The sequence below is a fragment of the Tardiphaga sp. 841_E9_N1_2 genome (genome assembly GCF_051811065.1).
GTDB classification, from domain to species: domain Bacteria; phylum Pseudomonadota; class Alphaproteobacteria; order Rhizobiales; family Xanthobacteraceae; genus Tardiphaga; species Tardiphaga robiniae.
Window position 1 is genome coordinate 4,565,071 of record NZ_JBPWQC010000001.1, and the last position, 11,913, is coordinate 4,576,983.

The 11,913-nt window shown below is 62.9% G+C and carries 11 protein-coding genes; 4 read left to right on the forward strand and 7 right to left on the reverse strand.

Annotated features, from left to right (window positions below; genetic code table 11):
- Positions 1-40: 40 nt before the first annotated feature.
- The 4 genes from dut to ubiE are packed head-to-tail and all read right to left on the reverse strand — an operon-like array spanning position 41 to position 4,349.
- On the reverse strand, positions 41-505 hold the full coding sequence (dut, locus tag AB8A50_RS21950) for a dUTP diphosphatase (RefSeq protein ID WP_439078882.1): 465 nt from the start codon (positions 503-505) through the stop codon (positions 41-43).
- Positions 502-1,962, reverse strand: a complete 1,461-nt coding sequence (gene coaBC / locus AB8A50_RS21955) for a bifunctional phosphopantothenoylcysteine decarboxylase/phosphopantothenate--cysteine ligase CoaBC (protein WP_439078883.1) — start codon at positions 1,960-1,962, stop codon at positions 502-504. Before coaBC ends, dut begins: the two co-directional genes overlap by 4 nt.
- 60 nt (positions 1,963-2,022) lie before the next feature.
- Complete coding sequence (ubiB, locus tag AB8A50_RS21960) at positions 2,023-3,591, reverse strand: 2-polyprenylphenol 6-hydroxylase (RefSeq protein ID WP_439078884.1); 1,569 nt, start codon at positions 3,589-3,591, stop codon at positions 2,023-2,025.
- Positions 3,588-4,349 carry a bifunctional demethylmenaquinone methyltransferase/2-methoxy-6-polyprenyl-1,4-benzoquinol methylase UbiE gene (gene ubiE, locus AB8A50_RS21965; RefSeq protein WP_120288096.1) on the reverse strand — a complete coding sequence of 254 codons (762 nt, stop codon included), beginning with the start codon at positions 4,347-4,349 and terminating at the stop codon, positions 3,588-3,590. Before ubiE ends, ubiB begins: the two co-directional genes overlap by 4 nt.
- A gap of 94 nt (positions 4,350-4,443) precedes the next feature.
- Here ubiE and mutM point away from each other — a divergent pair, with 94 nt between their 5' ends.
- Complete coding sequence (gene mutM / locus AB8A50_RS21970) at positions 4,444-5,349, forward strand: bifunctional DNA-formamidopyrimidine glycosylase/DNA-(apurinic or apyrimidinic site) lyase (protein WP_439078885.1); 906 nt, start codon at positions 4,444-4,446, stop codon at positions 5,347-5,349.
- Positions 5,350-5,397: 48 nt separating this feature from the next.
- Here mutM and rutA read toward each other — a convergent pair whose 3' ends face one another.
- Positions 5,398-6,498 carry a pyrimidine utilization protein A gene (gene rutA / locus AB8A50_RS21975; protein WP_439078886.1) on the reverse strand — a complete coding sequence of 367 codons (1,101 nt, stop codon included), beginning with the start codon at positions 6,496-6,498 and terminating at the stop codon, positions 5,398-5,400.
- Between the two features lie 182 nt (positions 6,499-6,680).
- Between rutA and AB8A50_RS21980 the strand changes: the two genes are divergently transcribed.
- Together AB8A50_RS21980 and AB8A50_RS21985 are read left to right on the forward strand one after the other, a co-directional pair.
- A complete protein-coding gene (locus tag AB8A50_RS21980; protein ID WP_439078887.1) occupies positions 6,681-7,478 on the forward strand; it encodes a class I SAM-dependent methyltransferase in 798 nt (265 codons plus the stop codon).
- A 165-nt stretch (positions 7,479-7,643) separates the two neighbouring features.
- Positions 7,644-8,321 carry a PilZ domain-containing protein gene (locus AB8A50_RS21985; protein WP_338117628.1) on the forward strand — a complete coding sequence of 226 codons (678 nt, stop codon included), beginning with the start codon at positions 7,644-7,646 and terminating at the stop codon, positions 8,319-8,321.
- Positions 8,322-8,351: 30 nt separating this feature from the next.
- Here AB8A50_RS21985 and AB8A50_RS21990 read toward each other — a convergent pair whose 3' ends face one another.
- Positions 8,352-9,713: a peptidoglycan-binding protein gene (locus tag AB8A50_RS21990; RefSeq protein WP_439078888.1), complete on the reverse strand. Its 1,362-nt coding sequence runs from the start codon at positions 9,711-9,713 to the stop codon at positions 8,352-8,354.
- Between the two features lie 234 nt (positions 9,714-9,947).
- Between AB8A50_RS21990 and AB8A50_RS21995 the strand changes: the two genes are divergently transcribed.
- The gene (locus AB8A50_RS21995) at positions 9,948-10,748 is read left to right on the forward strand and encodes a HesA/MoeB/ThiF family protein (protein WP_439078889.1); all 801 of its coding nucleotides are present in this window, start codon (positions 9,948-9,950) and stop codon (positions 10,746-10,748) included.
- 57 nt (positions 10,749-10,805) lie between these two features.
- Here the strand turns inward: AB8A50_RS21995 and AB8A50_RS22000 are convergent, their stop codons facing one another.
- Positions 10,806-11,807 carry an aldo/keto reductase gene (locus AB8A50_RS22000; RefSeq protein WP_439078890.1) on the reverse strand — a complete coding sequence of 334 codons (1,002 nt, stop codon included), beginning with the start codon at positions 11,805-11,807 and terminating at the stop codon, positions 10,806-10,808.
- Positions 11,808-11,913: the final 106 nt, after the last annotated feature.

Here is an 11,913-nt window from a genome sequence, read left to right on the forward strand (position 1 = left end):
GCTTTTGATTCAAATGCCGCGCGATGTGACGAAATACGCGTTAGCGGCCGGTGGATCCGAAGCCGCCGCTGCCGCGTTCGGTTTCGCTGAGCGCCGCGACTACCACGAGTTCCGCATGCGTGACCGGCGCGATTACCATCTGGGCGATTCGCTCGCCGCGTTTGATCGTGAAATCCGCGGGGCCGTGATTGATCAGCAGCACGCCGATCTCGCCGCGGTAGTCGGCGTCGATGGTGCCCGGCGAATTCAGCACGGTGATGCCGTGCTTGGCGGCAAGGCCCGAGCGCGGGCGTACCTGCGCCTCAAAGCCCGGCGGCAGCGCGATAGTCAGCGCGGTCGGCACCAGCGCATATTTGCCGCTGGCGAGAATCATCGGACTGTCCTCGGGAACCGCGGCGAGCAGATCGAGGCCGGCGGCATGCGCGGTCTGATAGGCCGGTAGCGCGAGGCCAGCGCCATGCGGGAGCTGCTGGACGTCGACCTGAACGGGGATGGCAGCGCTCATGATTGGTCTTTCGTGGATTGCGTCGATTTATTTGATGTCACCGCGTCGGCGATTCGCGCGACCAGGGTCGTCGCGACCTGTTCCTTGCTCATCGGCGCCCACGAATCAACGGCGATATCCGCGCTGTCCCTGCTGCGCGTCAGCAGATGCACGGTATTGTTGTCGCCGCCCATGATGCCGGTCGCGGGCGATACGTCATTGGCGACGATCCAGTCGCAGCCCTTGCGCGCGATCTTGGCTTTCGCATTGTCGATCAGGTGCTCGGTCTCGGCGGCGAAGCCGATCACGAGGGGTGGACGATGTTCGGGGAGTTTCGAGATCGTCGCGAGGATATCGGGATTCTCCGTGAGCTGCAGCGGCGCCATCGCAGCACCGGCGGTCTTCTTCAGCTTCTGGGCACCTTCATTGACGACGCGCCAGTCGGCCACGGCCGCGGCGAAGATCGCGATGTCGACGGGCAGTGCCGCCTGAACCGCAGCGAGCATGTCGCGCGCGGCTTCGACATGCGTCATCGTCACGTCCGGCACCTCGTCGAGATCGACAGGACCCGAGACGAGAATGACGTCAGCGCCCGCGGCCCGTGCCGCCGCGGCAATCGCATAGCCCTGCTTGCCGGACGAGCGATTGGCGATGTAGCGCACGGGATCGATCGGCTCATGGGTCGGGCCTGCGGTGATCAGCACGCGTTTGCCGGCCAGTGGCTTCGGCGTCAATGGCCGCAGGAATATGTGCGCGGCAATCGCGATCTCCGTCGGCTCGGCCATGCGACCGACACCGGCTTCGTTGCGTTCGGCCATCTCGCCGGCATTCGGCCCGATCATCCGCACGCCGTCACGCTGCAATTGCGCGACATTGCGGCGCGTCGCGGCGTTATTCCACATCAGCGGATTCATCGCCGGCGCGATCAGGATCGGTTTGTCGGCGGCCAGGAGAATCGCAGAGGCCAGATCATCGGCAAGGCCATTGGCCATCTTCGCCATCAGGTCCGCGGTCGCCGGCGCGACGACGATCAGATCGCATTCACGCGCAAGGCGAATGTGCCCGGCATCGAATTCGCTCTGCGGATCGAACAGGTCGGTATAGGCGCGCTCGTTGGACAGCGCGCTAGCGGCCAGCGGCGTGACGAATTGCTGCGCGGCGCGGGTCAGTACCACGCGGACATGGATCTGCCGCTCCTTCAGCCGGCGGATCAGATCGAGCGCTTTATAGGCCGCGATTCCGCCGCCGATGATCAGCGTGACGCGAAGCTGATCGCCGATGTATTTCAATGGCTTGGATGGGTTTTCCGGGTTTGGCGCGTCTTGCGGAAATCTTGCGTCAGCCTTGAGGCCGTCTTGCGACGCCTCACGCAAAATGACTCGCACCTCGTCCTCGACCGACCGTCCGTTGCGGGCAGCACGCAGTCGCAATTCGTCGCGAATGGCGTCGTCGAGCTTGCGGATCGTCAGGCTGGCCATGAGGCGTCTCGCGCTATTTTGACAGCAACGCTAGCACAAAGTGCCAGCATTGCAATCATTCTAGCGGATCGACAGCAGCAGCCCGAGGAACGATAGCGCGATCACCCAGACGCCCACGGTGCGCCAGCGGAGCTGCTTGGCCCGCGCCCGCGCGATGGCGGCGATGGTTGCGTCGTCGAGCCTGACGCCGTCGCGGGTCATGGTCTCCAACTGTTCCAGCACCGTCAGCGCCCGTGTTGCCAGGGCCGGCAGACTGCCGGCGACCTTGCCGAGTTCGCCGGCGCCGGCGAGCGCACCCTGAATCTTGCCCAATGGGCCGAGATTGCGCTCGATCCATTCGCGGACGACGGGATCGGCGACCTTCCAGATGTCGAGCTTGGGATCGAAGCTTCGCGCGACGCCTTCGACCACGACCATGGTCTTTTGCAGCAGGATCAATTCTGGCCGCGTGCGCATATCAAAGAGGCCGGTGACCTCAAGCAGCAGCGTCAGCAGCTTGGCCATCGAGATTTCTTCGGCCGTGCGATTGTGAATCGGCTCGCCGATGGCACGGATCGCCTGTGCGAAATTTTCTACTGAATGGTGACCGGGCACATAGCCGGCCTCGAAGTGGACTTCGGCGACGCGGCGATAGTTGCGGGTGATGAAGCCCAGCAGAATCTCCGCGAGGAAGCGGCGCTCCTTCAGACCTAGCCGGCCCATGATGCCGAAGTCGACGGCGACGAGGCGGCCGTCAGGATCGAGGAACAGATTGCCGGGGTGCATGTCGGCATGGAAGAAGCCGTCACGCAGCGCATGGCGCAGGAAGCTCTGGATCACCTTGCGGCCAAGGTCCGGCAGATCGACGTTGGATTCTTCCAGGCCCTTGTGATCGTTCAGTGCGATACCGTCGATCCACTCCATCGTCAGCACATTGTGCGAGGTACGATCCCAGTCCACTTCCGGCACGCGGAAATCCGAATCGTTGCGGGTGTTCTCCGCCATCTCGGAGAGTGCTGCGGCTTCGAGCCGAAGATCCATCTCCATCGCCACCGAGCGCGACATGGTGGTGATGATCTCGATCAGGCGAAGGCGCCGCGCTTCGGAAAAATGCTCTTCGGCCTTGTGGGCGACGTAAGCGAAATCACCGAGGTCGCGGCGGAATTGCGCGGCGACATTCGGGCGCAGCACTTTCACGGCGTAGACCTTGCGGACACCATCCTTGTCAATCTCGGCGCGATGCACCTGCGCGATCGAGGCCGCGGCCACCGGCGGGCTGAAGCTCGCATAGAGCTGCGCCACAGGGCGTTCCAGTGAAGCGGCGACGACGCCTTCGGCTTCGGTCATGGAGAACGGCGGTAGCCGGTCCTGCAGGCTTTCGAGATCGCGCGCCATGGCGACGCCGACCACGTCGGGTCGTGTCGCGAGAAACTGGCCGAGCTTGAGATAGGCAGGTCCCAGCCGGGTCAGCGCGCGCGATAGCCGCGCGCCGGATTTCGCGCCGGGCCGCTCAATGAGCCGCGCCATGCGTAGCGCGAGCTGTCCCGGCGGCGGCACCAGCGAGGGATCGACGACGCCGAACACGCCTTCGCGCGCAAACACGAAGCCGGCGCGGGCCAGCCGCGCCATATGATTGAGTGCCGAGATCACAAACGCCAGCCCGAATGCAGCGCGACGATGCCGCCCGAGAGGAGTTCGTACTTCACGCGGGAGAAGCCGGCCTCGCGGATCATGTCGGCGAAAATTGGCGGCTTCGGAAACTTGCGGATCGATTCGACGAGATACTGATAGGATTCGGAATCGCCGGTGACGGCCTTGCCGAGCGGCGGGATGACCTTGAACGAAAACAGGTCATAGATCTTGTCGAGGCCGGGCACATCCACGGTCGAGAATTCGAGGCAGAGAAAACGGCTGCCCGGCTTCAGCACGCGATAGGCCTCAGCGAGCGCGCGGTCGATGCGCGGCACGTTGCGGATGCCGAAGGCGATCGTATAGGCATCATAGCTCTTGTCGGCGAACGGCAGCTCTTCTGCATTGCCCTCGACGAAGGAGACCTGATGTTCGAGATGGTGGGTAATGGCGCGCTCGCGGCCGACATCGAGCATGCCTGTGTTGATGTCACAGACCGTCGCCGAGAAGCCGAGGCCCGACGCCTTGGCAGCACGGAAGGAAATGTCGCCGGTGCCACCGGCAACGTCCAGCAGGGCGAAAGGCGCGTCCGAGCGCGGCGGGTTGAGCGCGTTGATCATCACGTCCTTCCAGACGCGATGCATGCCGCCGGACATCAGATCGTTCATCAGGTCGTAGCGCCGGGCCACGCTGTGGAACACATCGTTCACCAGCGTCTGCTTGTCGCCTACGGGGACGTCCCTGAAGCCGAAATGGGTGGTTTCGCCCGGCTGATCCATCGTTTTCATCTCAAAAGCCTCATCGCGGCGGACCATAGCGCGCCTGCGGCAATGGGGCTATCACGTCAGCCTCTCAAGGTGAATGACGTGAATCATGCCTGAATTACCCGAAGTCGAGACCGTCCGCCGTGGCCTGCAGCCGGCCATGGAGGGGTCCAGGATCACCCGTCTGGAATTGCGTCGGAAAGACCTTCGGTTTCCGTTTCAGCCGGATTTTTCGGCGCGATTGCAGGGCCGGGTGATCACCAGCCTCGGCCGCCGCGCCAAATATCTGCTGGCGGACCTCGATTCCGGCGATGTGCTGCTGATGCATCTGGGCATGTCCGGTTCGTTCCGGGTGGTGTCCGATGCGCCCGCTGCTGTCGCAGGTGATGAAGAAAATGTGATGCCAGGTGCCTTCCATCATCCGCGCAGCGACGAGCGGGCACACGATCACGTCGTCTTCCATATGTCGTCGGGCCCGTCGGTGATCTACAACGATCCCCGCCGTTTCGGCTTCATGAAGATCTTTGCGCGCAGCGAGATCGATAACGAGCCGTTCCTGAAGGACATCGGCCCCGAGCCGCTGGGCAATGCCTTCGATGCGGCGATGCTGGCCGGCGCCACCGCAGGCAAGAAGACCAGCCTCAAGGCCGCGCTCCTGGATCAGCGCGTCGTCGCCGGGCTCGGCAATATCTATGTCTGCGAGGCGCTGTTTCGCTCGCATCTGTCGCCGCGGCGGCTGGCCGCGACACTGGCAACCAAGAAGGGCGAGCCGACCGATCATTCCAAACGACTGGTCTCGGCGATCCATGAGGTGCTGAACCAGGCCATCAAGGCCGGCGGCTCGTCGCTGCGCGATCACCGGCAGACCGATGGCGAGCTCGGTTACTTCCAGCACTCGTTTCAGGTCTATGACCGCGAAGGCGAGCCGTGCCAGACCGATGGGTGTTCGGGGATCGTGAAACGTTTCGTGCAGAACGGGCGGTCGACCTTCTGGTGTCCAAAGTGTCAGAGGTGACACCGCGTCGGGCGGCCTTGCCGGCACGTCGTTGTTGAGTATCGATCCTCACATGTCTTTCAATGCGGCGGCTGCATCTTCTGCAACTCCCTTACGCGAAGTCATCAGTGGCTGAATGTGTTGCCCGAAGTCTTCGACGCCCTGGACGAAATCGTCGAAGGTGAGCAACACGCCCTCGGTGCCCGGCACGGTGGCGACCTCGTCGAGCATGCGGGCGACATTGGCGAAAGAGCCGACGAAGGTCCCCATATTGATATTGACCGCTGATGTAGGGTCCGCCATCTGGCGGATGTTGGTGTCCTTGCCTGACTTGGTGTCGACGGCACCCTGTACGCCCAGCCAGGCGACCGCTTCGTGATCCACGCCGGCTTTGTAGTGCTCCCACTTTGCGAACGCGGCTTCATCGGTCTCGGCCGCGATCACCATGAACAGCACATAGGTCGTCACGTGCCGGCCGGTGTCATGCGTAGCCTCGGCCAGCCGTTCGGCGGCGGGTGCGAAATCGGTCGGGGTGTTGATGCCTTTGCCGAAGCAGAAATTGTAGTCGGCGTATTTTGCGGAGAAGGCCATTCCGGCGCCGCTCTGGCCGGCGCAAATGATCTTCATATCGGCTTGCGGCCGCGGGCTAACGCGGCAGTCTTCCATCTGGAAGAATTCGCCTTTGCGATCCGAGGCGCCGGTCTGCCAAAGCTCGCGGAGGATCTCGACATATTCCGAAAGATATTCGTAACGGCGTGCGAAATATTCATCGCCCGGCCAAAGCCCCATCTGGGAATATTCGGGACGTTGCCAGCCGGTGATGAGATTGAGGCCGAAGCGGCCATGTGAAATCGAATCGATGGTCACAGCCATGCGTGCGGCAATCGCGGGAGGCATCACGAGCGTCGCTGCCGTGGCGAACAGTTTTATTCGCTTGGTCACTGCGGCCAACCCGGCCATCAAGGTGAAGGATTCCAGATTGTGATCCCAGAATTCGGTTTTCCCGCCGAAGCCACGCAATTTGATCATCGAGAGCACAAAATCGAGTCCGTAATGTTCGGCCTTTAGCGTCACCTCCTTGTTGAGGTCGAAAGTCGGCATGTATTGCGGGGCATTTTCAGAGAGCAACCAGCCATTGTTCCCGATTGGAATGAATACGCCGACCTTCATCTCGCTCTCCTCTGTAACAGGGTGACGCCTCGGGACGTCGCGAACTGTTCTGCTTGCCATAAACCAAGCAACAACCGTGCCGATGCGTGCGCATCGCGCCGATCCCACCGTGAAGGCAACGTGGTTGCGCGCCTGGCATTTCCGGCCATGATCTGCCGCCAACACCGTATTGAGGACTCCCCATGACCGACGCATCGTCTCCCTCCATCCGCTTCAATGACGGCGCGTCCTATGAGCGGATGATGGGCGTCTGGAGCCGTAGCGCCGGCGAGGTCTTTCTGGATTGGGTGGCGCCGCTGCCGGGGCTCGCATGGGTCGATGTCGGCTGCGGCAACGGCGCCTTCACGCAGCTGATCGCCGAGCGTCATGCGCCGTCGGTGATCGACGGCATCGATCCCTCGGAGCCGCAGCTTGCCTATGCGCGGACACGGCCGGGCGCCGCGATGGCGGCGTTTCATCTGGGCGACGCGATGGCTCTGCCGTTTTCCGACAAGTCCTTCGATGTCGCCGTGATGGCGCTGGTGATCTTCTTCGTGCCGGAGCCGTCGAAGGGCGTTGCGGAGATGGTGCGTGTCGTGTCACCCGGCGGCACGGTGGCCGCCTATGCGTGGGATATGGATGGCGGCGGCTTCCCGCTGCAGCCGATCCTTGGTGAATTGCTGAAGATGGGCCAGATGCCGTCGCTTCCGCCGAGCGTGGATGCATCGCGCCTCGACGTGATGCAGTCGCTGTGGACCTCCGCCGGCCTGGTGGACGTCGAAACCCGCGTGATCGATGTCACCCGTGCCTTCACCGATTTCGACGACTTCTGGTCGGCCTCGTCCGCAGGGCCATCGGTGAAGGCAGCTCTGACGGTGATGACGCCGGAGGAGATTGTGCAGCTCAAATCGCGCGTCCGGACGGGACTTTCGGAGGATGCAACCGGCCGTATCACCTGCGGTGCCCGCGCCAATGCCATCAAGGGGCGGGTGCCCGGCTGAGGCAGAGAAGCCTCTGGCCTCCATAGCGCCAATCGCCGGGATTTTGCCGGTAATATTTCCTCAACTTGAAGGGGTATATAAGTAACGCAATAACCAAGGCGGGCGCAAATGCTGGCGTGGTTGGGTTTTCTATGGTGGTGGAAATGTACCGTAGAGGATGAACCTGTGTCCGTCGAAAAATTCCTCAAGCAGCGGGCTGTCAACGTCGTTGTCAGCGGGCAATATACGCTGTCGAATTGGCTGGATTCCGAAGGCAATCCGCGCAGCTTTGCCTGCCGGACCAGCCGCGTCTCACCGTTCCGGATGATTGTCGATGTGCCGGTGGTCGGTCGGATCGGCGATCGCATCACGCCTTATTTCGGCGACTTCGGTCAGCTCGAAGGCCGCATCAGCGACACCATCTCCGGCAGCTTCCTGCTCGAACTCAACATGACGCCGCCGATGCGCCAGAAGCTCTCGGACAAGCTGACCTGGCTGGAGAAATTCCAGAAGGATCCCACGGTGCGGGAAGAGCGCAAGCAGGCGCGCCTCATTCCTGCGAGCCCGCATTCCATGCTGACCTTCGCCGACGGCAGTATGAAGAACTGCTTCGTCATCGACATGTCCGTGTCCGGCGCCGCGATCTCGGCCGACGTGCAGCCAGAGGTCGGAACGCCGCTCGCCGTCGGCGCCTGCGTCGGCCGCGTGGTGCGCCATCTCCAGGGCGGTTTCGCAGTGAAATTCGTCGAGCAGCAGAACCGCGAACAGCTCGAACGCCGGATCATCCGCGCGCCCGCAGCGCCGCCGCCGCGCGCGACGCCGTTCGCGGCGCAGATGGATTCGATGTACGAGGAAGTGGATTAGCAAACGTCTGCGGGCTTCGGAGCCCGACAGCTACTTCCGCACGCAGATCACACGCACCATCGCAGCCTTCGCATCGGTCGAGCTGCCGTTCGCGTTCACGCCATTCGCTTTCACGAAATTCAGCACGAGTTCCGCGGGCACCAGCGCCGCCTGCGGTGCCGCATTCGGCGGGCCGGCAACGAGCAGTGGCTTCAACTGCGCGAGGCCCGCAAATTTGCCGTCGCCGTCGATGGCGGCTGCGCCGGAAAAACCGAACCCCGGTGCGGGTGAGAGGGCCAGTTCGCTGCCGGTGCCGACCGGCGTGGCGGACGCCTTCACGCTAGTGACGGCTGCGCCGCCGCCCTGGTTTTGCGGATCGGCAATCCCCACGAGCTTAAGATTGGGCTTCGCTGCGCCAGTGCCAAGCGACACCGGCTTCAGCTCGCGCGCGCCATAGATGCGCAGCAATGCGAGATCGCGCACTTTATCTTCGGCGACTTTGTCGGCATTGCCGTAACCAGCGACGACAATGGACATGCAGCCATCGACGGCCTGGCGATCGGTGACGATGGCGCCGTCGTCGCTCACCACGATGCCGCTGGCATATTCGACCTTCTTGCGCGGCGGCGGACCCATGGCCTGCGAACCCGCGGGGAATGCGTTGAAGGCCGACGACATCGCGATCACCACCGGCTCCATCGTGCCTTCGGTGGCCTGATCGTAGAAGATCGAGAGGATGCGGACTTCCGAGTCCTTGAACTGGCCGCGGATGTAGAACTTCTTCTGGTTCTGCAGGCCGGACAGCACGAAGAAATCTGGCTTCACCACCTGATAGTCGATTTTGCGGCCGGGCTCCTTGCGCTCGGCCTCGGCGAGTTTCGCGGTGGAGGGCGCGTCCTCCTTGCGGCGCGCCAGCGTGATCTGGATCGTGCCGGTGGAGGACGACCACTTGCTGCCGTTGATGTCGGTGGTCTGCTGCGGCACCAGCTTGCCGGGAATGCCAAGCCGTGCGCCGGTCACCATGTCGGTGACCATTTTCCAGCCGACATTGTCCTGAAGTTTCTTCGCTGCCGCGCGCAGCACATCGCGCTCCTGCGGGTTCAGCACGCCGGTTTGCTTGGCGCCGTTATCCTTCTGGAAGGTCTTGATCGCATTGACCATGCGATCCGAGACCTCGCCGGTGATGGCGCCGTTATATTGCCCGGTCCACGCCAGATCCGATTGAATGCCGAGCCGCTCGGCCTGCGCCATGGCATTGGCGGTGTCGGCAGGGGTCTGCAGCGCCGGGCGGATCGGTGTGGTGGTGACCGGCTTCGGCTTGATGCCCTGCACCGCGGGAGGCGTCGCCTGCACCTGTGCGTGAGCCGCAGAGGCCGTCACGATCATCAATGTTGCTGAAAGCATCGATCTCATGACATGTCCGGTCTTGAAGCTGGTGATTGATTTCGGTGGAATTAAGCACATCTCGTGGGTCGGTGACAGCGCGGGAAGGGTTCACGACAATGCGGGACCTGATCTGTGGCCTCTTCCTGAGGAGGCGCTTCTTCAGCGCCGTCTCGAAGGATGAGCTGTTCATCTCATGGTTCGAGACGCGCGCAAGAAGCGCGCTCCTCACCATGAGGGTCGGAGTTTGGAGCGACTATTGCGATGCTGAATGCCGATGAACTCGAGCGCTATGCGCGTCACATTGTGCTCCGCGAGGTCGGCGGTCCCGGCCAGACCGCGCTGCAGGGCGCGAAAGTGCTGGTGATCGGCGCCGGCGGGCTTGGTGCACCGGCACTAATGTATCTGGCGGCCGCGGGCATCGGCACGCTCGGTGTGGTCGATGACGACACGGTGTCGCTGTCGAACCTGCAGCGGCAGGTCATTCACGCAACGCCGGATATTGGCGCGTTGAAGACCGACAGCGCAGCAGCAAAGATCCATGCGCTCAATCCGCATGTCAGATTTATCGGCCATGCCGTCAGGCTCAATGCAGCCAATGCGATGACGCTGTTGTCGGGCTACGACATCGTGCTCGATGGTTCCGACAATTTCACCACGCGCTATCTGCTGTCGGATGCTTGCTATCTCGCAAAGAAGCCGTTGATCTCCGCGGCGCTCGGCACTTTCGATGCGTCGCTGACCACGATCCGCGCGCATGAGACTAATGCCGCAGGTGTGTTGAACCCGACCTATCGCTGCCTGTTCCCCGAAGCGCCGCCGCCGGGCACGGTGCCGAGCTGCCAGGAAGCCGGCGTCATGGGTGCGCTGGCCGGTATGGTTGGCTCGATGATGGCGCTGGAAGCGATCCGCGAGATCGTGGGCTTTGGCGAAGGGCTGGTCGGGCGTCTCCTGATGATCGACGCCCGCAACATGCGCTTCGAGACGCTGCGTTACGGGCGCGATCCGGCGAATCCGCTGAACGGGGATGCGCCGAGCATCAGGGATTTGAGCGCATATTTGTGAGGCGCTTTCTTAATCCCTCCCCGCAAGGGGGGAGGGATGCCATTGGCCTGTGTCGTCTCACGCCCGCTTCTTTTCACTGTCCATATGCGCGAGATGCTCGTCAGGATAACGGCCGCCGGCTGCCGCATCGGCCGGGATCGCCTCCGCCAGCGCCCTGAGATGCGCGGGCGTGAGTTTCACATCCAGCGATCCCAGCGCTTCAGTGAGCCGATCCCGTCGGCGGGCACCGACCACGGGCAGGATATCCTGGCCCTGTGCGGCGACCCAGGCGATGGCGACCTGTGCGACCGAAGCGCCGATGTCGTCGGCGACAGCGCGGATTTTGTCGACCAGCGCCAGATTCCGATCGATATTCGCAGCGCTGAAGCGTGGGCTGTGGCTGCGATAGTCCCTCGCGTTCATGCCGTTCTTGGTGAAGTGGCCACCGATCAGGCCGCGCGAGAGCACACCGTAAGCCGTGATGCCGATGCCGAGCTCGCGGCAGGTCGGCAGGATGTCATCCTCGATACCGCGCGAGATCAGCGAATATTCGATCTGCAGGTCGGTGATGGGATGTACTTTGTGGGCACGGCGGATGGTCTCGGAGCCGACTTCGGAGAGGCCGATATGTTTGACGTAGCCGGCCTTGATCAGGTCGGCGATGGCGCCGACGGTGTCCTCGATGGGTACATTGGGGTCGAGCCGCGCGGGGCGGTAGATGTCGATGACCTCGACGCCGAGCCGCACCAGCGAATAGGCCACGAAATTCTTGATCGCTATCGGGCGGTTGTCGAAGCCCATGAAGGCACCGGCGGGATCGCGCATACCGCCGAATTTGACCGAAAGCTGCAGGTTATCGTGGTTGCGGCCGCGCAGGGCTTCGGCGATCAGGAGTTCGTTGTGGCCCATGGCGTAGAAGTCGCCGGTGTCGATCAGGGTGACGCCGGCCTCCAGCGCGGCGTGGATGGTGGCAATGCTTTCGCCTCGGTCGGCCGGGCCGTAGACATCCGACATGCCCATGCAGCCGAGGCCGAGCGCGCCCACTGTGGGGCCAGTCTTTCCGAGTTGAAGGTGGTTCACTGTGGTTCTCCCAGAAGGCGGCCGGACCGATCCTTTGCCGCTGCCGCCCCGATATGAGCCCGCTCCATTGATCCGATAAGCTGGACAATCCCGAAAGGCTTGTTCA